General features: G+C 37.3%; 23 protein-coding genes. 9 read left to right on the top strand and 14 right to left on the bottom strand.

All coding sequences use genetic code 11. The features are described 5' to 3' along the window. Nucleotides 1–2: 2 nt before the first annotated feature. From FN817_RS06645 to FN817_RS06610, 8 genes are all read right to left on the bottom strand, one after another. Nucleotides 3–941 (bottom strand): ROK family protein, encoded by a 939-nt coding sequence (locus FN817_RS06645; protein WP_142717256.1) that lies wholly within the window; start codon nucleotides 939–941, stop codon nucleotides 3–5. 47 nt (nucleotides 942–988) lie between these two features. Beyond that, entirely contained in the window at nucleotides 989–4,315 is a 3,327-nt protein-coding gene (locus tag FN817_RS06640) for a glycoside hydrolase family 38 N-terminal domain-containing protein (RefSeq protein ID WP_142717255.1), read from the bottom strand. Between the two features lie 62 nt (nucleotides 4,316–4,377). After that, nucleotides 4,378–5,139 (bottom strand): GntR family transcriptional regulator, encoded by a 762-nt coding sequence (locus tag FN817_RS06635; RefSeq protein ID WP_142717254.1) that lies wholly within the window; start codon nucleotides 5,137–5,139, stop codon nucleotides 4,378–4,380. Between the two features lie 170 nt (nucleotides 5,140–5,309). Then, nucleotides 5,310–8,015: a TonB-dependent receptor domain-containing protein gene (locus FN817_RS06630; RefSeq protein ID WP_142717253.1), complete on the bottom strand. Its 2,706-nt coding sequence runs from the start codon at nucleotides 8,013–8,015 to the stop codon at nucleotides 5,310–5,312. A gap of 69 nt (nucleotides 8,016–8,084) precedes the next feature. Further along, nucleotides 8,085–8,447: a hypothetical protein gene (locus tag FN817_RS06625; protein WP_052186342.1), complete on the bottom strand. Its 363-nt coding sequence runs from the start codon at nucleotides 8,445–8,447 to the stop codon at nucleotides 8,085–8,087. Nucleotides 8,448–8,466: 19 nt separating this feature from the next. Beyond that, a complete protein-coding gene (locus FN817_RS06620) occupies nucleotides 8,467–9,105 on the bottom strand; it encodes a hypothetical protein (RefSeq protein ID WP_228451493.1) in 639 nt (212 codons plus the stop codon). 78 nt (nucleotides 9,106–9,183) lie between these two features. Then, a complete protein-coding gene (locus FN817_RS06615; protein WP_002982671.1) occupies nucleotides 9,184–9,870 on the bottom strand; it encodes a response regulator transcription factor in 687 nt (228 codons plus the stop codon). Nucleotides 9,871–10,033: 163 nt separating this feature from the next. Beyond that, the gene (locus tag FN817_RS06610; protein ID WP_142717251.1) at nucleotides 10,034–11,578 is read right to left on the bottom strand and encodes a sensor histidine kinase; all 1,545 of its coding nucleotides are present in this window, start codon (nucleotides 11,576–11,578) and stop codon (nucleotides 10,034–10,036) included. A gap of 201 nt (nucleotides 11,579–11,779) precedes the next feature. On the opposite strand from FN817_RS06610, the gene FN817_RS06605 reads away from it, so the two are divergent. After that, nucleotides 11,780–12,271 carry an SRPBCC family protein gene (locus FN817_RS06605; protein ID WP_047422242.1) on the top strand — a complete coding sequence of 164 codons (492 nt, stop codon included), beginning with the start codon at nucleotides 11,780–11,782 and terminating at the stop codon, nucleotides 12,269–12,271. A gap of 110 nt (nucleotides 12,272–12,381) precedes the next feature. On the opposite strand, the gene FN817_RS06600 is transcribed toward FN817_RS06605, so the two are convergent. The 5 genes from FN817_RS06600 to FN817_RS06580 form a co-directional block, all read right to left on the bottom strand. After that, on the bottom strand, nucleotides 12,382–12,723 hold the full coding sequence (locus FN817_RS06600; protein ID WP_047422243.1) for a hypothetical protein: 342 nt from the start codon (nucleotides 12,721–12,723) through the stop codon (nucleotides 12,382–12,384). 40 nt (nucleotides 12,724–12,763) lie between these two features. After that, nucleotides 12,764–13,126, bottom strand: coding sequence for a four helix bundle protein (locus tag FN817_RS06595; protein WP_228451492.1), 363 nt, complete (start codon nucleotides 13,124–13,126; stop codon nucleotides 12,764–12,766). A 7-nt stretch (nucleotides 13,127–13,133) separates the two neighbouring features. Continuing rightward, nucleotides 13,134–15,179, bottom strand: a complete 2,046-nt coding sequence (locus FN817_RS06590; protein ID WP_142717250.1) for a S9 family peptidase — start codon at nucleotides 15,177–15,179, stop codon at nucleotides 13,134–13,136. Nucleotides 15,180–15,350: 171 nt separating this feature from the next. After that, nucleotides 15,351–16,091 (bottom strand): uroporphyrinogen-III synthase, encoded by a 741-nt coding sequence (locus tag FN817_RS06585; protein WP_047376669.1) that lies wholly within the window; start codon nucleotides 16,089–16,091, stop codon nucleotides 15,351–15,353. A 12-nt stretch (nucleotides 16,092–16,103) separates the two neighbouring features. Next, entirely contained in the window at nucleotides 16,104–16,772 is a 669-nt protein-coding gene (locus tag FN817_RS06580) for a DUF4271 domain-containing protein (RefSeq protein WP_142717249.1), read from the bottom strand. 242 nt (nucleotides 16,773–17,014) lie between these two features. Here FN817_RS06580 and FN817_RS06575 point away from each other — a divergent pair, with 242 nt between their 5' ends. From FN817_RS06575 to FN817_RS06560, 4 genes are all read left to right on the top strand, one after another. Further along, nucleotides 17,015–17,731 (top strand): polyprenol monophosphomannose synthase, encoded by a 717-nt coding sequence (locus FN817_RS06575; protein ID WP_142717248.1) that lies wholly within the window; start codon nucleotides 17,015–17,017, stop codon nucleotides 17,729–17,731. 79 nt (nucleotides 17,732–17,810) lie between these two features. Beyond that, nucleotides 17,811–18,179, top strand: coding sequence for a DUF4296 domain-containing protein (locus FN817_RS06570; protein ID WP_142717247.1), 369 nt, complete (start codon nucleotides 17,811–17,813; stop codon nucleotides 18,177–18,179). Between the two features lie 66 nt (nucleotides 18,180–18,245). Beyond that, nucleotides 18,246–19,376: a tRNA guanosine(34) transglycosylase Tgt gene (tgt, locus tag FN817_RS06565; RefSeq protein ID WP_142717246.1), complete on the top strand. Its 1,131-nt coding sequence runs from the start codon at nucleotides 18,246–18,248 to the stop codon at nucleotides 19,374–19,376. Between the two features lie 6 nt (nucleotides 19,377–19,382). Next, complete coding sequence (locus FN817_RS06560) at nucleotides 19,383–20,495, top strand: LptF/LptG family permease (protein ID WP_142717245.1); 1,113 nt, start codon at nucleotides 19,383–19,385, stop codon at nucleotides 20,493–20,495. On the opposite strand, the gene FN817_RS06555 is transcribed toward FN817_RS06560, so the two are convergent. Continuing rightward, nucleotides 20,489–21,202, bottom strand: a complete 714-nt coding sequence (locus FN817_RS06555) for a biotin--[acetyl-CoA-carboxylase] ligase (protein WP_142717244.1) — start codon at nucleotides 21,200–21,202, stop codon at nucleotides 20,489–20,491. The genes FN817_RS06560 and FN817_RS06555 overlap by 7 nt on opposite strands. Nucleotides 21,203–21,289: 87 nt before the next feature. On the opposite strand from FN817_RS06555, the gene rsfS reads away from it, so the two are divergent. From rsfS to FN817_RS06535, 4 genes are all read left to right on the top strand, one after another. Then, a complete protein-coding gene (gene rsfS / locus FN817_RS06550) occupies nucleotides 21,290–21,655 on the top strand; it encodes a ribosome silencing factor (RefSeq protein WP_047422250.1) in 366 nt (121 codons plus the stop codon). Between the two features lie 21 nt (nucleotides 21,656–21,676). Further along, nucleotides 21,677–23,698 (top strand): ATP-dependent zinc metalloprotease FtsH, encoded by a 2,022-nt coding sequence (gene ftsH, locus FN817_RS06545; protein ID WP_142717243.1) that lies wholly within the window; start codon nucleotides 21,677–21,679, stop codon nucleotides 23,696–23,698. A 136-nt stretch (nucleotides 23,699–23,834) separates the two neighbouring features. Then, nucleotides 23,835–24,416 (top strand): LUD domain-containing protein, encoded by a 582-nt coding sequence (locus FN817_RS06540; RefSeq protein WP_047422252.1) that lies wholly within the window; start codon nucleotides 23,835–23,837, stop codon nucleotides 24,414–24,416. Between the two features lie 25 nt (nucleotides 24,417–24,441). Continuing rightward, nucleotides 24,442–25,314, top strand: coding sequence for a phosphatidate cytidylyltransferase (locus tag FN817_RS06535; protein ID WP_142717242.1), 873 nt, complete (start codon nucleotides 24,442–24,444; stop codon nucleotides 25,312–25,314). Nucleotides 25,315–25,318 lie beyond the last annotated feature (4 nt).

Raw genomic sequence — 25,318 nt, 5'->3', positions numbered from 1 at the left:
TATTAATGATTGACAAGATGTGCAATCCCCAGCAAAGCTGCAGTGCCGGGAAATGCGCCTTCTTCGATATGTACCTTTCCCCAGGGAGTCCAGGCGTGAGTGTCTATATATTGTTTGATATAAGGAATAATCTGTGAACTGCTGGCCATAATTCCACCCGTCAGTACAAGGACTTCCGGATCATAGGAATGGATGAGGTTAATGGCACCTGCTGACCATGCTTGTAAACTTTGATCACGTAGATGTAAAGCTGTAGTGTCACCTTCATCAGCGAGTCTGAAAACAAGTTCATAATCAATAACGGGTGATGCGGAGAGCTTACTTTCGGTGAAATTTTTTTGTGTTCTTGCCATTGCCGGAAGATTCCATGTAGAAGCTTCAGTTTCCACACAGCCTTTATTTCCGCAGTTGCAGGAATCTCCTGTATAATTAATTACAGAATGTCCACCCAATATGCCGGCTGTGAAATGCTTACCCTTCAGCAATTGTCCCTCCATGATGGCAGCGCTTCCAATACCGGTTCCTAATGTCATTAAAACAATATTTTCATAATTTTTGGCATTTCCATATTTCCATTCTCCCAGTAATGCAGAACGGGCATCATTTTCCAGAGTAAAAGGCAGGTCAAATGTCTTTGAACACCATTCATTCAGATTAATATCAGGAGCGTCTCCGAATTTTTTATCAATAGAAAGAATTTTTTTCTGAACACTGTCTACAATACCCGGAGAAGCTATTCCCAACCCCGCAATATCAGCGGTGGAAAGTCCAAGTTGATGTAACATGTTTTTCACTGTTTCCTGTATGAAAGGAAGTCTGTGCCGGAGACCTTTACCGGAATGAGCATCAATGGATGCAGAATATAGGATTGTACCATCTTGTATGATTCCTGTTTTAATTCTGGTTCCACCCATGTCTATAGCAATTACTGGCTTTGACATCTGCTTTTGGTTTAAATGTTTTAAATAATATAAATTCTGATTTAAAATCAAAAAACTAATCTGATTTCTATTACATCCATTCCGGATAAACTAATCTTTTCGTCAGGAGATAATACTTTCCCACTTTTAAGCTCAATAATCTTTGAAGGTTTCAGCTGTTCCCATACAAAAGCAGTTGTTTGCTCACTTTCAGAAGGGTTGTAAAGTCTGATAAGGAAACTCTTATCTTCCTGTGGGGTAACACTTGTTACAACAATATTGTCATTATTCATACGGAAAAGACTTTTTCCGGCAGGTGTTTTTTCTTTGACAGGAATGGCGATAAGAGGCTGTGTAAAAGCAGTGGCGGACTTTTCATTTTCTACGGCATCAAAAGCAGCATGAGGACGTAGTGTATAATGATAATGCACGGGACCTTCCTGATCTGCTTTATAATTGGTATGCCAGTAGTTGTTCATCGCATAGCTGAACCAGTTTGTCGTTCCCGGGGTTCCCTGATCTTTCCATTTCTTATGGCTGTTGTCAATTGTCATTCTTTCATCAATCATTTCTGCTGCTTCAATCAATGGTGTTTCCAGCATCATCCACTGCATTCCCTTTTGTCCGGAAGAGGCATCTACCCATCGGCGGCTGTACCAGTAATCCATATTCGAGCCGGGAAGCTGATCTGTAAGATATTTCATCGTTCCATAACCGGCATCTATTGTAATATTTTTAAAATCTGAATTGAAAGGAAAGCCAAAATGAACAGATTCTTTTGTCCGGACAGGTTTTTTATCTACAATATTTTCCAGCACTACTTCATCACTTCCGGCTGTCAGTGTAATGATTCTTTCTAATTTTTTAGCTCCTGGAGCTTCTGATGTAATTGAAACTTTAGCGATCACAGGACCATTTTCCAATACTTTTACCTGTACATTGGCATTTGATATCGCTTCCTTCGGGTCAGATCCCGGTACATACCAATAACTGTTCAATCCCTGATTATTGAAGCTTCCTGCATAATTTGTTGAATTGTTATCTGTAAAGCGGGCAATACTTCCTGTCTTAAGATCCCACGTCAAAGACACTTTTCCATTGGAGATTCCGGTATCTGTAACGGTAAAAGATTTTTGGGATATCACTTTATTTTTAATAACAGTATAGACAGCAGATCCTAATGCAGGAATATCTTTAGCAAAGAATACCATTGTTCCGTTCTGCAATTTCTGAAGAGGAATTTTATTTCCTGCAATATCCTGAACAGCATTTCCCCAAGCCGTTTCCGGAATTGTGACCATACCGCTTCTTGTCCATGATGAGGTGTTGAAAACAGCAATTGTTTTAGAAGAAGAATCGGTGAGAGGCTGCAACAGTTCTTTTTCTAATTTTTCTGCAATAGAATTACCATCAAGTGAAAACTGTCTTTTCACTTTCCACTGATCTGCCACGAATGGAAGATCAGGAGCCGTAATACTGTTGAAAGCTCCCCATGTATGCTCATGGAACAGAATTACATTTCTCCAGGCTTCATAAAAATTCTGATGATTATATTGAGCAGGGTTCAGCATGGCATAAAGCGTAGTAAGCTGCTGTAATTTCAGGCTGCTGCTCCGGTTGATGCCCTCTTCTTTTGCCGTGGACATCGCACCATCTTCCCAATAAGGACTGATATCACCTTTTACTACAGGGATCTCATTACCATATTTCTTTTCAAATACTTCAAACATCTTCTCATTTGTGCTCAAGATGATCTTAGGCGAAGTATATTTTTTATTCCATTCATCTACAAATCTGGAAACCGAAGGATCTATCGGGCCGTTGTCTGCTACAATATTATAGCGCCACTGTACCATATCATACGGATAGTTAGTTTGGGTAAGATCATTCAGATACTCAGCAATTTTTTTCTGTCCGGTCTCAAATACAGCTCCCGGATGTACTCCGTGCCATGAAGAATATCCTCTTCCCGCCGTCCAGAATAATATTTTTTCTTTTCCGGAAGGAGATTGCCACCATACAGGTTTATCACCCCAGTTTTTCACAAAATTTCCTACACGGTCTCCCAGATAAGGATTTGTTTTTCCTAAATAATTAGGTCCGCTGGAAAAATATTTTACTCCGGATGATGTTAAAGCAGGAACCAATGCCCAGGCAAATCCCGGTACATCAGACATCATCGCACTGTTGATCTTTAAACCAAACTCCTTTTCAAGTTTTTGAGCATATTCTGTGTAGTGGAACAATTCTTCCGGCTGGCTCAGTCCCGTTAAAATATTTCCATACATGGCAGAAAGACCGATTCCTCCTTCCTTTACAGCTTTTACAAACGATTTTTTATCCTCTGCAGTCGCATTTTTCATAAAATTTTCCACATCCCAAAGCGCTTCAACATTCCATTTAAAACGGGCTTCTTCCGGAAGGTTTTTGGTCTCTTCAACCATTTTAATGGCATCGTAGATATTTTGGGTATGAATTTTTTCTACCTCGGCCTGCAGATGAGAATATCCTACATCGGTATGAGAATGATGAATAAAATAGAGCGTGCGCGGAACAACTTTTCCGGCTTCAATATTTTTACGGAAAAGTTCCTTTTTTCCTGAGGTCACTACCAATTGTACTGAACCTCCTTCCGATGACAGGGTAACTGGGATATCAAACGTTTTGATTCCATCCGGCATGGTGAAAGAATGAATGTCTTTACCGTTGATTGTTGCCGTTATCTTTTGATCCGGACCAAAATGTAAAGTGGTAAGAGTGATCAGCCGCTTTCCGTCTTTCAGGATAAAAGGAGTAGAAGCAGCGTCTATTTTTTCTTCAAAAGTAAATTTATAGGTCATAAACCAGTCCCGGCTGTTCTGAGCTTGTCCTACCAGTTTTAAACGGAGTGGTTTCCCCGGAGTTATTTTACTGACCGGAACGCGTAAGTAGGCAATTCCATAAGAATCTTTCAGACCATCCACCTTGGTTTGGTGAAATACAAAAGCAGTACTGTCAGCAGCTTTGGATATCCAATCCGGACGTTGATTGGCAGGGTAGGTGTTGAGGGTTAATGCTTTCTGATCATCGATGTACAGATTAAAATTTCGGATTCCTCCACTGGTTCCTGATGAATGTGAAACCAACCAGTTAAAATATATATAAGGACCGGTATTCTTTTGCGGCACAGGAGCCGTTTCCCATTCTATCGTTTTGGCGCCATCTGTGGTACGGGTAAGAAGTGCACGGGTAGCATGATCTGGAAAAGCAGAGAAATAATCAATGTTTTCACCTGTTATTTCACGGTTATATCCGTTAATGACCTCTACATTGCCAAAATAGGGCACTTTTTTCTGACCATTTGCAATATTGCTTATCAGGAAAGATACAAGCAAAAGAAAATACCTGTTATACATAAGCTTAGTTTTTATAATTATATGTTAGAATGTTTGAACATATTTATAGTTAAAAAAAGGGATTAACTTCCCGGAGATTTATTAATATCTATGGTATACGTAAACTTATCTGAACGGTAATACCCTACATTATATTCTACTGGTTTACCATTGATGTCATATACAAAACGCTCACGTTTCAATACAGGAAAAGAAGCAGATACTTTCAGTTTTTTTCCTATTACAGAACCAGCCTGGCAGGCACTTATATTTTCCCGGGAACGATGTACGGTGACTCCATGATTTTCCTGCAGCATACTGTATAACGGCATATTGAAGTCATCATTTTTATCAACCCCGATTCTTGGATGGAAGTAGCTTTCAAAATAAACAATCGGATCTCCTGAGCTTTCTCCCTTTAACTTTGAAAGTTTGAATATTTTTTTATCCGGCGCACAAAGAAAGAAATTACATATCTCTTCATTAGGCTGCACCATAGTTGTTTTCAGCAACTGATTGATGACATGGATTCCTTTTTCCTGCATTTCCCTCGTAAAGCTGTACCAATGATCCAGACCTGTTACCAGACTTTTCTTTTCAGCAACACGGGTTCCGATCCCTTTTTTACGAAGGATCAAACCTTCATTCTCAAGCTTGTTAGTCGCCTGACGGATGGTGTTCCTGGACACTCCCCACAGATTGGCAAGATCTACTTCTTTAGGTAATAAAGCCCCTTTTTTATAAATTTCCATTTGGATAAGTTTACGAAAAAGCTCCTCTACTTGTACATGCAGAGGGAGTTTGCTGTTATGATCAATTGTAAAATCCTGATTGGGTATGTTCATACATATAAGAAAGTGTAAATATAGTATTTTTTTGATTTGATGATGATTTTTTTTTAATAAAAATGAAAAAACAGTATCAGATTGATACTGTTTTCTACTATTTAAAAGATCTGATGTGAACTTTATTGGTTGCATAAGCCTATAAGACTTTGTTTCTTCTATTCAGGGATTTAAAACGTCACATCCAGTCCCACATAGAAGTTCGCCTTCATGATCGGGGCATACACCATTCCTCCGTCAAAATAATTCCCGAAAGGATTTTTAAAATCAACAATCGCATTTTTCTGATAATAAGAAGTAAGGTTTTCTCCACCTACGTAAGCTCTGATCTTTTTATTGAAGTTTCTTGAAATCTGAGCATTAAGAACTGCATAAGATTCAGAATATGTTGGTAACTGAAATTCTGCCGGATTACCTGAAGTATCAGGAAGTCTCTGTTTTCCTACCCAGTTTAATGTCGTATCAAAACTCCAGAATCCTCCATTGTTATTTTTATTGGTAGAATAGGCTAAATTCACAAATCCTCTGTGCTTCGCCATGAAAGGTACTTCTCTTCTTCCGCCAATATAATCTGCCTGTACATCATAATACTTATAAGCAAGTCTTACATCAAAGTTTTTGAAAGGAGTGAAATCCCACTGAGTCTGGAATGAGTTTGCAAAAGATTTTCCTTCCAGATTATAGAATGTCAGCTGCTGAGGAGATTTGTCAAGATCCACCAACACCTGATCCTGGAAATCTGTTCTGAAGAAATCAGCAATGATGCTGGATTTTCTTCCGAATAATTTGAATTCCTGTTGTAAACTTGCACCGTAATTCCAGGCAATTTCAGGTTTTAGACCGTAAATATTTCCTCCGTTGGATAAAATGTTAATGGCTCTGTTCGATGCAAAATACTGTTGGCTTTCCGCAAATACATTCGCTGTTCTGAACCCTCTTCCTGCTGAAAGTCTTAAAATAGTCTGAGGCGTGAAATCATACTTGAAATTTAGCCTTGGTGTAAACTGAGTTCCTGCCAGATTATGGAAATCCACTCTGGTTCCTGCTACTAAAGTATATTTTAAACCGGTTAAAGTATACTCAGCAAAGATTCCCGGTACAATTTCATTTCTTTTCAGGTCGTTTAATAAATAGGTTTCCTTATAACCGTCATATAAAAAACTTGCTCCGGCTTTGTACTTATGATTGGTATTCCCGATAATGCTTTCAAAGATTAAATTGGAATAATACGTGTGCTGCTGCCCAGCATAATTTCTCAGTCCGAAGAAACTATCCTGCTGGTGATACACATACTGGTTCATCCACCCGATACTCTGGTAAGGTTTTCCTTTAAAAACATATCCGGTCTTATTCCAAACCTGAAATCTTGAAATATCAATTCCTACTCCATAAAAAGGCTGTTTGTCCTGAGCCAGTTTTTTATCAAAACCAATTTGCCCTGCTGTTCTCTCATCTCTGATAAAATTAATTCCGAAGTGAGATCCGAATCCTGATTTTTCAAGGTCATTATAATTCAACAAATAAGCGGCATTGATCTGAGTTCCCTTCGGTCTGTCCAGAAAACCGTCATTATTCATATCCGTATTCCCGAAAGTTCCGTTCCCGTGAAGAAGGAAAGTCTGAGACCATTTATCATTGATGGGAGAAACATTGGTAATATTCACTTCCGCTCTTCCGTTGAAGTCAGAAAAAAGGTTCAACGAAGTTTCCGGAGTTTTTGCATTCTTCAAAAGTTCAGTATTAATCTGGCCTGTGATGCTTTCGTAACCATTTGTAACGGTGCTTCCTCCCTTAGTAAGCTGGATACTTTCGATCCATCTTCCCGGAATGAAATTTAATCCATAAGCAGAAGCTAAACCTCTGATTTCGGGCAATTGTTCTTTCGTTAAGCTTGTATATTTCTGATCCAGACCGAGCATTTTCAGCTGTTTTGTTCCGGTAACGGCATTACTGAAAGAAACATCTACCGTTGCATTGGTCTCAAAACTTTCAGACAGATTACAACAAGCTGCCTTTAAAAGCTCTTTTTTATCAATATTAAAAACAAGGCCAGCTTCTTTCTTGCTTAAAGAAGTTGCTGCTTTAGAACCTGTTACCACTACACCATCAATGTTTTTTTCATGTTGGGAATGGTCTTCTTTAGCAGGTGAAGTCTCGTGGTCTTTATGATCTCCTGGCTTTGTTTCTTCTTGGTAATGTACCTTTGGATTGGCTTCACCAAAAGTAAAATCTCTGTCATACAGGCAGCATCCAGGAAGGGCGTTGTATGTTGCATCCGAGGTTTTATATTTTTCATTATCATGACCAGCATCGGCAATCGCTTTTAAAATCTTATCAGCCGAAGTTTTTGACGGGTCAAAATTTAAAGTAACGGTTTGCTTTTCTGCATTCCATTCTGCGGTATCTGCACCTGCACTTTTTGAAGCCTCTTCAATTCTTGCCTTACAGGAAGCACAGTTTCCCCTAACATAAAATTCATTTTCTTTTTTATCAAAAGCATTGGTGTTTGCATGATGTTCGTGATGGGTTTCCGCCTGAGATGGCTGTAGATCTCTGTTATACAGACAACATCCCGGAAGACTATTGTAAACAGTATCCGGAGCCTTGAATTTTTCATTATCATGGCCTGCTTCAGCCACTTTTTGCAGAATATCATCTGCAGATACCTTGTCTGTTTCTAACGTTAAAGTTTGAAGATCAACAGAGTAGACAGCTGTTTTTGCCCCTGCTTTTTTGGCAGCACTTTCAATTCTGGTTTTGCACATTTCGCAGTTCCCTTTTACCTTGAACTGATTTTTTGAAAGTGTCTGAGCAGATATAAATTGTGTAAATAAGAATAATGCACCAAGTATCAACCTGGAAATTGGTAATTTCATTTTGTTTAAAAGTTTAAATTAATTAAAAATCAGTCCATTACAGAGCATAATGAACCCATGGTATTTTAATTAACCTATCTTTGGCGGTTGCCAGATTTCCTTTAAACGGTCTGAAAGATAAGGATCTGAATATCGGAACTGAGCATTCTTATTCGCTTTGTAATAAGACAGTTCCAGACGTAGATTTTTTGAGAAAGGAGTTTCAATAAAAGTATAGCAGGCAACACATGATGAGCAGCAGTCATCATTACATGATTTTGTTTTGTCATGTTTGCTGTCTTTTTTTGAAGAATGGTTTTTGCAGCAGTCCGTTTTTTTAGAAGATTCTGCTTTACAGCATGTTTCCTGCATTGCCTGCGCATAGAAATTGTCCTTGGGAATTAAAAAAACTCCCAGGCAAAATACAATTGCAAGTAGGTGAAACAGCTTCATATCTGCAAAAATAAGAAATTTATGGCAAAGGATCACCAACTTTTAGAGAACAGCTGTGCCAAGGTTCTCCGTGTGCAGGGTTTAGCTTGGGTTTTTCTCCCATAGCCAGATTCTGTGTTGCCGGTGCTGGGGCAGGAGCTGTCTGTACTACATTTTGAGCCGGTTGAGGAGCTGGCGCGGGTTTGCTGTTTAGCGGTTGCCCTACAGGAATATCACACCGGTGTCCGGGCTGTCCGTGTGGAGGGTTCATCCCCGGAGCTGTTTTTACCTGTTTTCCGTTAGTATCAAGAGTGATTTTTCCCGGTGATACCGCATTAGGATCAATCTGAACAATATTATTTCCGTTTGTATTTATATTTTGTGAAGCAGAAGCTGCAACAGCGGGCTTGCTGTTCAGCGGTTGCCCTACCGGAATGTCGCATCGGTGGCCAGGTTGTCCGTGTGGAGGATTCATACCTGGGGCAGTAGCTATTGGTGCAGGAGTAGACGCAGATGGAATACCTGCTTGGTCCATTAATGCTGTTTTTGAAGTTGTATTAAGAGCAACGCTGGGCTGCCCGGCATTGGCTTCTTCTTTTAAATAAGTTGCTTTTTCATCTTTTTTGCAAGATGCAGCTAATAGTGATACGGCGATCAAACCTATAAATGTATTCTTCATATCCATGGGTATGAAACAAAATTAGCAAAACATTTTCAATTGTTTTGCTAATTTTATACTTATAATTTGATTTTTGGATTAATTTTTTACCAAAAGTCTAAATCCTTCTCCGTGAACGTTGATGATTTCCAATCCTTCGTCGTCTTTTAATAATTTACGAAGTTTTGCAATATATACGTCCATACTTCTTGCTGTAAAGTAATTTTCTTTTTTCCAGATTTTTCTTAAAGCAAGATCTCTAGGCATGAAATCGTTTCTGTGGATACACAGAAGCTTCAGTAATTCATTTTCTTTAGGAGAAAGTTTGTATTCTTTATCACCTACTTTCAACTGTCTCAGCATAGAGTCAAAGAAAATATTGCTGATCTTAAACTGCTCCTGCTCTTCATTTTCCAATGTAGAACTTCTCTGCAGAATAGCCTTGATTTTGTATAAAAGAAGCTCAGTATCGAAAGGTTTTGTGATATAATCATCAGCTCCCAGCTGGTATCCTTTCAAAATATCTTCTCTCATATTTCTTGCTGTAAGGAATATGATCGGTGTATTTTTATCAATCTTTTTTACATCTTCTGCCAATGAAAATCCGTCTTTTTTAGGCATCATTACGTCAAATATGCAGATGTCGAATTCATTTTCTGTAAATTCTTTAAGTCCCTGCTCCCCATCAGTGGCCAGTGTTACTTCAAAATTATTGATGGTTAAATAATCTTTAAGCACCGCCCCGAAACTCTGATCGTCCTCTACTAATAATATTCTGTTGCTCATAACTTTTAATAATTAATAATTAACAATTAAGAATGAACTTCCTCACTCTATCTTCTATATTTTGATATTTGGTTTAAACTCTATAATTGATGAATGATAAATGATGGTTGATATGAAAGAGATCTTTTTATCATTTATCGCTTATCATCTATCATTTATTTTTCTAACTCATTGGCAGTTTTATCGTGAACGTACTTCCATTTCCTTTATGAGAGTCTACGATAATCTGTCCTTTGTGCAGTTCTACAATTTTCTTTACATAGGAAAGGCCTAATCCCTGTCCTTTTACGTTGTGAATATTTCCGGTTTCTTCCCTGAAGAATTTTTCGAAAATTTTGGTTTTATTCTGAGTATCCATTCCCATTCCCTTATCGGAAATTTCAATGATATACCAGTGTCCTTCATTTCTTGTTTCCACATGTATTTCCGGTGCTTCAGGAGAATATTTATTGGCATTATCCAGTAAGTTGACCAGCATGTTTGAAATGTGGAATTCGTCTATTTTAAAATTATAATGGGTGGCATTGAATTTCTGGGTAAGCGAACCGTTTCTTTGCTGTACAATCAGATTGAAAGATTCTGTAGTCCTTTTGATCAATTCCCTTACATTGGTTTCTTTTAAAAACAGTTCTACTTCATTTCTTTCAAGTTTGGACATGTTAAGCACGTTTTCCACCTGCTTTTTCATCCTTAAATTCTCCTGCTTGATCAGTTCCGAGTAATATTTTACCTTATCCGGATTGGTGGCAATTTTGTCATTTGCCAAAGAATCTGTTGCTACAGAAATGGTTGCCAGTGGTGTTTTGAACTCATGAGACATGTTATTGATGAAGTCTGTTTTTACCTCAGCAAGCTTTTTCTGCCTCATCATATAATTGATGGAAATAATATAAATTCCAAGAATCGTAAGAAGGGAAAGAAATGTTCCTAAAAGCATTGGCCAGTTATTCATCGCCAGTGAGTATTCTTTTTTAGGAAAAACCAATGCGAGACTGTACAGGGTGTTTTTTTTATCTGCAAAAAGTGGAAAGCTGTAGATGTTACTGTCTTTTTTCTCTTTGTAAGCTTTATTCACAATGCTTGTAAGCTTGTTATTGCGGTCAAGAACTCCATATCCGAACTTGGCAGATATTCCTCTTATTTTAAGTTCCTTAGCAATCACGGAATCAAGCGTTTTTGGATCCACTCTTTTGGTGATAGGAAGATTATTGCCATATACTTTCACAAATTCTTTCATCGAGTAATCTCCGGTTTCAATTTCCTGATTGATATCTGTAGTAAGAAGTTCACGATTGGTGGTATCTCTTTTTATTTTATAGGCTGCCTCGTCAGTATATAATGTTGTCAGCTTGATAGAATCTCCTTTTTGAGAAATCGGAAGCTGCGTTTTTTCAATAATATTTTTGGAGTAAATAATCTGTCTCTGAGTACCGGAATCTTCGACCTGTTGAATAGTCGTTAAAGAAGGCTGTTTGCTGTTCGCAAGAATATTTTTTCTAAAATCCTTATAATCCTGATTCAGGTATTTGTCGGCTTCAATCTCTTCAATACTTTTTGAAGTACTTTCCAAAACTGCATACACTTTATTTGAAAAATCCTGTTCCAGTACACCGTAGTAGCCTTTCAACCAATAAAATTGAAGCGTCACAAAGACAATCAGTGAGATTGTCATAAACACTGAAATTATTGGGATGAATTTGTTATTCATTATTTAATTATATATGTTTTGGAAAAATGAATGTTAAAATTAATTGTTTTAAGACTTCATAAACAAAAAACGAGCCAAATAATTGTTTTATTTTTCTTAAAAGAGTGTTTTTTAACAATTATTTATGAATTATCTTTTACTTGTCATATGAAAAGTCCCTTTCAATAAATAAAGTGCTAACTTTATTAAAAATAAAAATATATGGAATCTAATATCATTTTCAACAAAGATTTTGATGCAGCCTCTATTTATGTCATGAAAATCTATAAGGCTGATGTTTCAACAGTATGGGATCATTTTACCAAATCCGAATTACTGGATCAATGGTGGGGACCTAAACCCTGGAGGTGTGAAACGGTAAAACAGGATTTCAGAGAAGGTGGAATCTGGATGTACGCAATGGTAGGGCCAAACGGTGAAAAAGGGCCTATGTATGCGCAGTCTCAGTATGGCGAAATTACGGAACACAGAAGTCTTGACTGGATGAGTGCTTTTTGCGATGAAAAAGGAAATATCAATGAAGATTTTCCAAGATCAAAATGGCTGCTTGGCTTTACCGGAGTAGAAGAGGGAACCAAAGTGACGATCAATATCCATTACCATTCCCAGGATGTTATGAAGAAAATATTGGATATGGGGTTTGAAGAAGGCTTTACTATGGGACTCAGTCAACTTGAAGAACTGATTGGATAAAATTTGAAAATATATAGAATACAGTTATTTATAAAGAAGAGGGTTTTCCACGGAAAACCCTCTTCTTATTTATCGGAAGTTATTAACTTCTTGCTTCTTTTTTCCAGCTTTTACAAAAGTTCTTCTTCCTGGAAGTAGTGAATGATCGCCTTTTTCATAAGCAAGCTCTGCTCATTGGGCTTTAATTCCGGAAGGTCTTCGAGTTTGTCAAACTGAGGCCATCCGTCTTCATAGTGTGTGAATTTATAATAGCCAAAAGGCTCAAGCAGTCTGCACACAGCAATATGAATCAGGTTTACCTTGTCTTCTTTAGTATATTTCTGCTGGCCGCTTCCCAATTCCTGCAACCCGATCAAAAATAAAAGGGTTTCAATGGGCGGGTTCTTCTCTGTCTGGAAATTGTCTTCGAAGAACTGTTCTATTTTTTTCCAATATTCGGACTCGTTGATCATAATTTGATAAATAATAAGTGATGATTGATAAATGATAAAGTCATTCCTTTAGCATTTTTCTGTACGAAGAAGTTACTTTCAGTATTTCTTCAGTGTTTGTTTTTATATCTGTTAAAATTGTTTTTTGAACATATTCCAGTTCTTCCAACATTTCAAGCCAAAATAAAGTTTCATCAGTTTCCTCTATCACTATAGATATTTTAGAAAATCTTTCAGCTTTTGATCTTGCTCTACACATGGCTCTGTAATTGGCTGCCATGGAAGTAGAAGATCTGTATATTTGCTTTCTGATAACTGAAAACGCTTCGTTATAGGGCTGTTTAGATAATTCCTTAATAATAGTGACGGCTAGCTGCTTTGTTTTAGAAGCAAAAATTGTGTTATAATCAGGGCTATCCATCATTGATCATTTATGAATTATCATTTATTTTCAACAGAAATGCATACTCTAATGCGTCTTCTTTCAGAGATTCAAATCTTCCGCTTGCTCCTCCGTGTCCGGAACTCATGTCGGTTTTAAAGACTAAAATATTATTGTCTGTCTTTAGTTCTCTAAGTTTTGCCGTCCATTTGGCAGGTTCCCAATACTGCACCTGTGAATCGTGGAATCCTGTTGTGATCAGCATATGTGGATAATCTTTAGCTTCTACATTATCATATGGAGAATAGTCTTTCATATAATGGTAGTATTCTTCATCATTTGGATTTCCCCATTCATCATATTCTCCGGTAGTCAAAGGAATCGTATCATCCAGCATTGTGGAAACAACGTCTACGAAAGGAACCTGTGCCACAATTCCGTTGAATAACTGAGGTTCGTAATTGACCACAGCACCTACCAACAGACCTCCGGCACTTCCTCCCATCGCATACATATGTCTCGATGAAGTATAGTTTTCTTTGATTAAATGTTTCCCTGCATCTATAAAATCAAAGAATGTATTTTTCTTGAATAACATTTTCCCGTCCTCATACCATTCTCTTCCCAAATACTCTCCACCACGGATGTGAGCAATAGCATAAATAAAGCCTCTGTCAAGAATAGATAATCTTACATTGGAAAAGCTGGCGTCAACCGTATGCCCATAACTTCCATATCCATACAGAAGAAGTGGAGTGTCAGCTGATTTTTTAGTGTCTTTATGGTAGACTAATGAAATAGGAACTTTGGTCTTTCCATCCCTCGAATCTGCCCATATTCTTTCTGAAATATAATTTTCAGGAACAAATTTTCCACCCAGCACTTCCTGTTGTTTCAGAAGTTTTGTGGTTTTGTCTTTCATATTATACTCATACGTAGAACTAGGTTGTGTAAGAGAGGTATAACCGTAACGTAAAATTTCTGTATCAAATTCCAGATTAATTCCGATATAAGCTGTATAAGTAGGATCGGAGAATGGTAAATAATAAGATTCCTGCGTCTTCTCATCAATAATTTTGATCTGAAGCAGTCCTCTTTCTCTTTCCTCAAGAACCAGATAATCTTTGAAAATTTCAAAGCCCTCTAACAAAACTTCCGCGCGGTGTGGAATAACATCTACCCAGTTTTCCATACCACAATTATCAATCTTTGCTTTTACAATTTTAAAGTTGATGGCATCATCAGCATTGGTAATGATGTAGAATTCATCTTCGTAATGCTCTACTGAATATTCAAGATCGTCTATTCTTGGCTGTATTACTGTCCATTCTGCAAATACATTGTCAGAAGGGATGAAGCGGTGTTCATCAGAAATAGTGCTTGAACTTGCAATAAAAATATATTGTAAAGATTTTGTCTTAAATACATTGACGTCAAAAGTATCATCCTTTTCATGGAAAATCAGGACATCTTCCGAAGAATCAGTTCCTAATTGATGTCTGTATACCTGAAAAGCACGGAGACTCTTGTCTTTTCTAATGTAAAAAACATGCTGGTTGTCATTTGCCCAAACTGCTTTTCCTGTTGTATTTGGAATAGTGTCCGGAAGGATTTCTCCGGTTTTTAAATTTTTAAAATTAAGCGTATAAATTCTTCTTCCTACGTCATCAGAAGAAAAAGAAGCCAGTTCATTACCAGGGCTTACGGCTACACTTCCTACTTCAAAAAATTCTTTGCCTTCCGCCAACATATTAACGTCAAGCACAATTTCTTCCTCGTTGTCAAGGCTTTTGTGCTTTCTGCAGAAAATAGGATACTCCTTGCCTTCCTCATAGCGTACAATATACCAGTATTCATTAAAGAAATATGGCAGAGATTCATCATCCTTTTTATAACGGGCTTTCATCTCTTCAAAAAGCTCTTCCTGAAGAGCTTCTGTGTCTTTCATGATGAATTCTTCGTAGGCATTTTCTTCCTCAATATATTTGATGACTTCAGGGTTTTCCCTTTCATTCAGCCAAAAGTAATTATCGATCCTTTTATCGCCGTGGGTTTCTATTATTTTTTCTATTTTTTTTGCCTGTGGAGCTTTCATCCGGATATTTTGATTTTTTATTGAACAGAGTTTGTCTTTAGACTTTCCTTCTGAAAGTAAGCAATTTATGCAGACGTCTCATTCAATGTTAATTTTCGTTCAAATTTAGGTAAAAAAAAACCATCTTTCCTTTATTGAAAAGATGGTTGATGGTATTTTTATAATTAAAGACTATTTATGAAGTGCTTTAATATACTTTTCAAGGGCCATTGTCATGGAAGGAGTCTCCTTCGTAGGTGCCATTAAATCTACTGTTAATCCAGCTTCTTCTGCAGCAGCCAATGTCGTGTTTCCGAAAACTCCGATCTTGGTTTCATCCTGCTTGAAGTCAGGGAAATTTTGTTGTAGAGATTTGATTCCCTGCGGACTGAAGAAGATCAACATATCATAATCTTTAATGTTGATATCGGTAAGGTCGCTGCATACCGTACGGTACATGATTGCTCTTGTCCAGTCTGCATTAGATGCATCCATAGTTTTCACAATATCCGGACTTAAAACATCTGAAGATGGCAACAGATATTTTTCAGTTGGGAATTTTTTGAAAAGAGGAAGCAGGTCTGAGAAATTTTTCTCCCCAAAGCTGATTTTTCTTTTTCTGTACACAATATGCTTTTGAAGGTAGTTGGCAATTGCTTCCGACTGGCAGATATATCTCATTGTATCCGGAACGGCAAAACGAAGTTCTTCCGCAAGTCTGAAGTAATGGTCAATCGCATTTTTACTGGTAAAAATAATACCGGTATACTGCGTCAGATCTATTTTCTGTGTTCTGAGCTCTTTATTGTCAACCCCTTCGACGTGGATAAATGGACGGAAATCAATCTTTATTTTTTCCTTCTTCGCTATATCCAAATATGGAGAAGACTCACTAGGCGCTGGTTGAGAAACCAATATAGACTTTATTCTCATCATTGACATTTATTAAAAAAATAACAACTTCCAAAGCAATAATAATGGTGCGATTTGGAGGGTGCAAATATACAAAAATTTATAATACCATTTTTCGGGAAGAATCTTGTTCTTGTGAAATAAATAGAAAAAAACTTTGAAAATGAATACAAAAGAAAAGAAACACAAATAATACAAGAACATTTTATTTCTGTCTATAGGGAAGTAATAATGGGCTACACAAAGAATTATTAACAAAAATGTAAGGATAAAATAAAATTTTGTGGAGGTAAAATAAAAAATAGTCCATTTTTTTCCATCCCCTATACTTTGATAAAATAAAAAACCAAATGTTGATTTTATTAAATAAAAAAACAGCACAGCCAGCAAAGTATACCCGAATTTATTAAGCTGATACCCAAAAAGCTGAAGATCGGCAATATATTTCGGTACAACAGGAATATACTGTGAGATCAGAACAGATAGGGTGAGGGTCGTCACACAAGAAGTGATGATCCAGCTGGGAAGGTTGTTGCTGGCATCAAAATACTTTTGAAGCAGAAAATCCCTGAGACTGGCATCCCTTTCTATGACGTTCATCATAAAAACATATAAAAATATACAGCCCACGAGGATAAAGATTACCCAGTCATTATTCTCAGGTATTCTTACGTGATTGATGAAGTGTTGTGATGATGGCAAAATTTAAGTTTTTATTATTTATTATTTAACTTCTGATAGCACAATCCGGCACAGATTTTCCTGTCACCTGTTTCATGTATCCGCAGTTAAAATATTTGCTCTCATCGATTTTACGTATTGTCCAGATCTGTTGAATAAAAGTTTCTGTTTCATCCGCTTAATCCCCGAGAAATATTTTTGCAAAATTATAGATTATTTTGTATAAAATAAAAAGGTTAAATAAACTATCTTTGCAAACTGAAATGAAAAAACTCGTCATTATCCCCACATACAACGAAAAGGAAAATATTGAAAATATTATTTCCGCGGTTTTTGCATTGGAGGACGACTTTCATATCTTAGTTGTGGATGATACTTCCCCGGACGGAACAGCAGAGGTTGTAAAAGAACTGCAGAAGAAACATCCGCACTATTTACATCTGTCCATAAGACATGTAAAAGACGGGTTGGGAAAGGCATATATTCATGGATTTAAATGGGCTATTGAAAATAAATACGATTATATTTTTGAGATGGATGCCGATTTTTCCCATAATCCTAATGATCTGCCGAAGCTGTTTGAAGCATGCAGAAATGCAGATATGGCTATAGGTTCCCGATACTCAAAAGGAGTGAATGTGGTCAACTGGCCCATGGGAAGAGTACTGCTTTCTTATTTTGCATCAAAATACGTAAGATTTGTATTAGGTCTTCCGATTCATGATACTACAGCAGGATTTGTCTGTTTTTCAAGAAAAGTACTGGAAGAAATAGGGTTGGATAATGTAAGATTAAAGGGGTATGGGTTTCAGATAGAAATGAAATTCAGAGCATTCAAGAAAGGCTTCAGAATTGTGGAGGTTCCTATTATATTTACCAACAGAATTTTAGGAGAAAGCAAAATGAACGGTGGAATTATTCATGAAGCGGTTTTTGGAGTATTAAACTTAAAGTGGAAATCAATCATCAATAGACTATGAGACGCAGCATAAATATTTTTCTGACAGAAGAAGTGTATGTGAAGTTCCATAAGGTCATAAAAAATAAAAAAATTAACTGATGAAAAAGCTGATCTTTATTTTCGTTTTGCTGGGCATGCTTTCGTGCAGCGATTATATCGATAAGCCTAAAAATCTGATCGATAAAGATATAATGGCGGAAATCATTGCAGATCTTGCGATCAATGATCAGGCGATCTTTGTATATCCTGACAAAAATATGGAAGCCGGTACAAGAGCTGTCCTGAAATCACATAAAGTGAAATCTGAAGACTTTGTAGAAAGTTTCAAATACTATGTGATCAAAGAAGAAATGGATGGGATTACCAATGATGCACAGCAAATACTGCTGAAAAAAGATCCCAAAGCAGATAAATACATAAAGGATAAACTGAAACAGAACGGGGTGGTACCCTCTTTGGTGAGGTAAAGCGCGGCCGGAGTTTCTAACCTGTAAGAAATCACTGATAACAAGGTGAATTAAAAAAGTAGAAAGATGAAATTTTTTAATATAGAAAAAACCTCTGAAGGAAAAGCAAGAGCAGGGGAAATTACCACAGATCACGGGAAGATTCAAACTCCTATTTTTATGCCTGTGGGAACTGTAGCAAGTGTAAAAACAGTTCATCAGAGAGAATTAAAAGAAGACATTAAAGCGCAGATTATTCTGGGGAATACTTACCACCTTTACCTTCGTCCGGGTATGGAGACAATGCAGGATGCAGGTGGTTTACATAAATTCATGAACTGGGATCTTCCTATTCTTACCGATTCAGGAGGCTTTCAGGTATTTTCACTGGCGAGTAACAGAAAAATGACAGAAGAAGGAGCGAGATTCAAATCTCATATCGACGGAAGTTACCACATGTTCTCCCCGGAAAGATCAATGGAGATTCAAAGACAGATCGGAGCCGATATTTTCATGGCTTTTGATGAATGTACTCCTTATCCTTGTGATTATAACCAGGCAAAATCATCTATGGAGCTTACGCACCGTTGGCTGAAAAGATGTATTGAATGGACAAATGATAATCCTGAACTGTATGGGTATAAGCAAAGACTTTTCCCAATTGTTCAGGGCTCTACTTATTCTGACCTTAGAAAAATTTCTGCAGAAGTTATTTCTGAAGCAGGTGCCGAAGGAAATGCCATCGGTGGACTTTCCGTTGGAGAGCCTGAAGAAGAAATGTACAGAATTACAGATGAAGTGACAGATATCCTTCCAAAAGAAAAACCAAGATATCTGATGGGAGTAGGAACTCCATGGAATATCCTTGAATCTATCGGATTAGGAATTGATATGATGGATTGTGTAATGCCAACAAGAAATGCAAGAAATGCAATGCTCTTCACATGGCAGGGGGTGATGAACCTTAAAAATGAAAAATGGAAGCGTGACTTTTCGCCTTTGGATGAATTTGGAACCAGTTTTGTAGATCGTGAATATTCAAAAGCGTATCTTCGCCACCTGTTTGTATCTAAAGAATATCTGGCAAAACAGATTGCTTCGATTCATAATCTTGCATTCTATCTGGATCTGGTGAAAGTAGCCAGAGAACATATTATTGCCGGAGATTTCTACGAATGGAAAAACTCCATAGTGCCGGTTCTTAGACAAAGACTATAAGAGATTATGCTTAAAATTGTAGACAGATATATCATAAAAAAATACCTTGGAACTTTCAGTTTCATGCTGGTATTATTGTCTATAGTCGTATTGGTAATCGATGTTCAGCAAAAGATTCCAAGGATAGAAAATGCCAAGGCCATTGATCCGAAGCTGGATCTGATGTATTTCCTGGTACATTTTTATCCCTTCTGGATTATTAATCTTGTGGTGACTTTCCTTTCCATTCTGGTGTTTATTTCAGTAATTTATTTTACCTCCAGGATGGCAAATAACACTGAAATTGTAGCCATTATCAGTAGTGGAGCCAGTTTTTACAGGTTTTCAAAACCCTATTTGGTAACCTCCATTTTTATTGGTTTGATAGCCCTTGTGGTGTATCATATGGTTCTTCCATGGGCGAATATCAAGAAAAATGAACTGGAGGCTTATACCTATAATGCCGCCAATAAAGAAAAGATTTTAGGAACTGCTCCAGCCTCTTCACAGCTAAGCAAAACAGAATATATCTTCGTTGATTCCTGGAATAAAAGAGAAAAAAGAGGATCAAGTTTCGTTTATCAGAAATATGATAAAGACAGAAAAATGACCTACGAGCTGAAAGCAAGCGAAGTGTATTGGGATAAAGCCAAAAAACAGTTTGTTCTCAATAATTATCTGGAAAAAACAATCAATAAAGACAATACCGAAAAACTCGGTAACGGAATAGAATTAAGGAAAAACTACGGGCACTCTCCGGAAGAACTTTTCCCTAATGAACTTTTGGGTCAAAATAAAACAACGCCCGAGCTTCTGAAATTCATTGAAAGGGAAAAGGCAAGAGGAAACAGTAACCTGAATTCTTATCTGAATGAGCTTCATCAAAGAACATCAATGCCTGTTTCTATCATTATTCTGACATTCCTGGCACTTTCTCTTTCATCACAAAAGAAAAGAGGAGGATTGGGGATCAACCTGGCAATAGGAATCTCATTGGCCTTTATCTTTGTGTTTTCTTTTGAGGCTTTGAAAGTAGTTTCAGAAAATAAAAGTTTGTCTCCTGCAGTAGCCATGTGGCTGCCAAATATGGTGTTTTTGCCGCTTACCCTTTATCTGTATATCAAAAGAGCCAATCAGTAAAGCAATTTTACTTCTTTGTGATAAAAAGAACGCATTCCGTCTTCCAGTTCGATCCAGAGTTCACCCTTTTCGTCTGCATTTCGGATGATGCCATTTTGGCGCTGTTTTTCAATTTCAAAGACAGAGATCTGGTCTTTTCTGAAAAGGTTTGCATTGAATCCATCCAGAATTTCCTGATCAGAAGGAATGTTTTTAAGCTTCTCAGACACATATTCATGAAGATTTAATGAAACTTCTTCCAGGTCGAATGGGATGCCTGTCTGCGTCAGGAGTGATCCTGCATTGGATATTTCATCAAATTTGTCCTGAAGAATATTAATTCCGGCTCCTATGATAAAATAATTATTTTGATTAATTTTTTTCTTTTCTATTAAAATTCCAACGATTTTTTTACCTTTAAGGATAATATCATTCGGCCATTTGATTTTTACCTCTGATTCAGACAATTTGGCAAGGAAATCCCGGATAACCATTGCGGTATAATAATTGAATATAAAGTCAGAGCACAAGATGTTCTGAGTATTGACTGCCAGCGTGTAAGCCAGGTTTTTTCCGGCAGTTTGAGTCCAGACATTTCCATACTGACCACGACCTTTAGTTTGATTAAAAGTATGCAGTCCGATAAAATCTGAATTTTCGTAAAGTAAAAACTTTGATATTTCGTCATTAGTAGAAGAACATTCTTTCAGATAGAAGAGTTGGCTCATTTAAGAAAACTTTAAGACATTAAGAGGGTAAAAGTAAGGTTAAAGTAAAGAAAAAACAATAAATTTGCAGATTATAGTATTTTTTTAATGAATAAAACAGCAGAAAAACAAGCGTTAATAGATAAAATCGTTGAAGCTATCCAGGATGTAAAAGGAGAAGACATTATGATCTTCGATCTTTCCAACATCGAAAACTCCGTAGCAGAAACGTTCGTGATATGTAGCGGAAACTCAAATACACAGGTAGCTGCATTGGCAGGAAGTGTTGAGAAAAAAGTAAGAAACGAACTGCAGGACAGACCTTGGCATGTAGAAGGTACTGAAAATGCAATGTGGGTATTGGTAGATTACGTTTCAGTGGTGGTTCATATATTTCAGAAGCAGGTACGTGAGTACTATGATATAGAAGAGCTTTGGGGTGACGCAGTCATTACCAAAATTGAAAATCAATAATAAAAATTTTAAAAAGTCTAAATGAATAATAAAGGATTCAACTGGTTCTTTCCAATTGCAATCATAGCTCTTTTGCTCTTCTTTGGCTCCAATTTCCTTGGAGGTGACAGTGCAAAATCTATTGATGAGGATGGTTTCTTTAGAGAAATGCAGGCGGGGAAAGTCCAGAATATAATTATATACAAAGACATAGAGAAAGCTGATGTTTTCCTAACAAAAGAAGCAAAATCGGCAATGGTTTCCAAAGCCGGAAAAGAAAATAACCCTCTTTCTGCCTTTGAAATGGCTCCTAAAGCAGATTTTTCTGTGAAATATGGAGACCTTCAACTTTTTCTTCAGAAATTTGAGCAGGTAAAAGCCAGCAATCCGGTTATTAAAACTACAAAAGATTACGGAACAGGGAAAAGTGCATTAATGGATATTTTAGTTCCTGCACTGGTTTGGATTTCGATTCTGGGATTATTCTACTTCCTTCTTTTCAGAAAGATGGGCGGCGGTGGAGGCCCTGGCGGACAAATCTTCTCTATCGGTAAATCTAAAGCAAAGCTTTTTGACGAAAAAGAAAGAATCCAGGTGACATTTAAAGATGTTGCAGGATTGGAAGGAGCTAAAGAAGAAGTTCAGGAAGTTGTGGATTTCTTGAAAAACTCTGAAAAATATACAAAACTGGGAGGTAAAATTCCTAAAGGTGTACTTTTAGTAGGCCCTCCGGGAACGGGTAAAACGTTATTGGCAAAAGCCGTTGCAGGTGAAGCTAAAGTTCCGTTCTTCTCACTTTCAGGTTCTGATTTCGTTGAAATGTTTGTTGGGGTAGGAGCTTCCAGAGTAAGAGACCTTTTTGCTCAGGCTAAAGCAAAATCTCCGGCGATCATCTTTATTGACGAGATTGACGCTATCGGACGTGCAAGAGGAAAAAATAATTTCTCTGGCGGAAATGACGAAAGAGAAAATACATTGAACCAGCTTCTTACCGAAATGGATGGTTTTGGAACAGACGTCAATGTAATTGTAATGGCGGCTACCAACAGAGCGGATATTCTTGACAAAGCATTAATGAGAGCAGGTCGTTTTGACCGTTCTATCTATGTGGATCTTCCGGAACTTCACGAAAGAAGACAGATTTTTGACGTTCACTTGAAAAAAATCAAGCTTGATGATAATGTAGACAGAGATTTCTTAGCAAAACAAACTCCTGGATTCAGTGGGGCAGATATTGCTAATGTTTGTAATGAAGCAGCATTAATCGCAGCAAGATATAACCATACTTCTGTTACAAAACAGGACTTCCTGGATGCCGTAGACAGAATTATCGGTGGACTTGAAAAGAAAAATATGGCCATCAAGCCATCTGAAAAAAGAAGAGTTGCTTATCATGAGGCAGGTCACGCTACCATCTCATGGTTGGTAGAACATGCATCACCACTTCTGAAAGTAACCATTGTTCCAAGAGGACGTTCTTTAGGAGCAGCATGGTATCTTCCGGAAGAAAGACAGTTGACCACTACTGAGCAGATGCTGGACGAAATGTGTGCAACACTGGGAGGTAGAGCAGCAGAGCAGGTAATCTTCAATAATATCTCTACAGGAGCACTTTCTGATCTTGAAACAGTAACGAAGAGAGCCCAGGCAATGGTAACAATCTACGGATTAAGCCCGAATATTGGTAATATTTCTTACTACGACAGTTCAGGCCAGTCTGAGTATAATTTCGGAAAACCTTATTCTGAAGAAACCGCTACTAAAATTGATGCAGAGATCAAATTGATTATCGAAAATCAGTACGAAAGAGCAGTAAGGATTCTTGAAGAAAATAAGGATAAACTGGATGCTCTGGCCAATAAATTGCTGGAAAAAGAAGTGATCTTCCGTGAAGACTTAGAAGAAATATTCGGAAAAAGAGCATGGGATCCTGAATTGACAGAGAAACCTGTTACCAATACGATTCCTGAAAAAGATCAGCCGGTAGCAGTGGAAACACCTCAGATCAAAGATAAAGAAGAAGAAAGCGAAATACAGGCTCCAGAAAGCCCGACACAGCTTTAAGATTCTTAAAAAATAAACCTTATAAAAACCTGACAATTCCAAAATTGTCAGGTTTTTTCATATTTAAAGAGATATTTTGGACTCTATTGTAATTTATTTTCTATTTTTGTATAAAGTTGACTAAAAATAGATTAAGTTGAATTTATTCAAGAGGATTGTAAGCAAACTTACCAACCAGCCTGAAGAAGAGGACAAACAGAGCCTGGAGAAGCTTGGGGATTCGCTGAAAAATGCGGATCTTGACTATAAGTTTGCGCAATTATTTACGCATTCGGGGGGATTTTTTAATTATTGTGCAGATGAAGCGGAGGCTCTACAAACTTTAAATCAAATTATCAAAATAGAGGGTATCCACAACCTTTTCTGTTGGGATAAAGAACTTCATAACTTTTTGAACGTTGTGAAGACTTCTTACACATCAGAACTGCAGCCGTCTAATGATGCCGCATTCATCACTTGTGAATACCTGATCGCCTATGATGGCAGAATCATGCTTTCGCATAATAATATTCTTCACTATCATTCTTCAAGACTTCCTGATAGAATTATCATCATTGCCAATGTTTCTCAGATTGTGAACAACCTGAATGATGCCATGGGAAAAATAAAAAGAAACGGAAATATCAAGAACCTTACTTCCATCAGCGGAAGCCAGTCGAAAATGGACAGTTCTTCCAATTCCAATACAAAACTGTTTTTATTGCTGCTTGAAGATTAAGCAAACCACTTCTAAATTTTAAATTTTGGATAAAAATCTCATTCAAAGAACCGTATCAGGTATAGTATATGTAGCCGTCATTATTCTTTGTTCGACTCCGTTGGGAGCGCAGCTGTTGAACAACATTGCCCCTGGCCTTATCAAACAACAGTATCTTTTTTATGGCTTAATGAGTCTGTTACTGATTGTGGGAACCTGGGAATGTGTTAAAATCATGAAGTTTGGAAACGGCTATGAAAAATGGATCGTATATCCATTGGTCATTTTTATATTCTATATTTTTTCCAAAAGATATTTCAGCCACGATTTCTTTTTTGATTTCAGGCTCAGTGAAATACTGGCGCTTGCTCTGATTGGGATTGCTGTGGTTACTTTATTCAAATATCCCAACGAATTATACTTTGACAGCGGAAAACTTATTTTTACCGTTATTTACGTAGCGCTCCCATTCAGTTTTGCATTGGGACTGCCAAAGTTCTCCAGCTATAGTGATACTTTCTCACTGGAAGTTTTATTCTTGTTTATCCTCATCTGGAGCAGCGATACCTTTGCTTATCTGGTAGGAAAGTTTTTTGGCAAACATAAAATGGCCCCTAAAATTTCCCCTAAAAAAACATGGGAAGGATATGCGGGAGGTGTAGTGCTTACATTGGTTTTATCCTACTTTATTGAGCATTATCAGCCTGAACTGAGAGGGAACTGGATGGTTGTAGGATTTTTAGTGGCTGCTTTTGCTCCGTTAGGCGATTTGGTAGAAAGCCAACTGAAAAGAAATTTCGGTGTGAAAGACAGCGGAAACATCATTCCGGGGCATGGGGGAGTTTTAGACAGACTGGATAGTTTTATTATCTGCGTTCCTGTCGTATATTTGTACTTTATTTTAGAAAAATTTATTTAGTCTC

Origin of the sequence: Chryseobacterium rhizoplanae, from assembly GCF_900182655.1 — a bacterium.
GTDB lineage: Bacteria > Bacteroidota > Bacteroidia > Flavobacteriales > Weeksellaceae > Chryseobacterium > Chryseobacterium rhizoplanae.
Note: the sequence above shows the minus strand (reverse complement) of the source record. Positions and strands in the feature narration are given on the sequence as shown.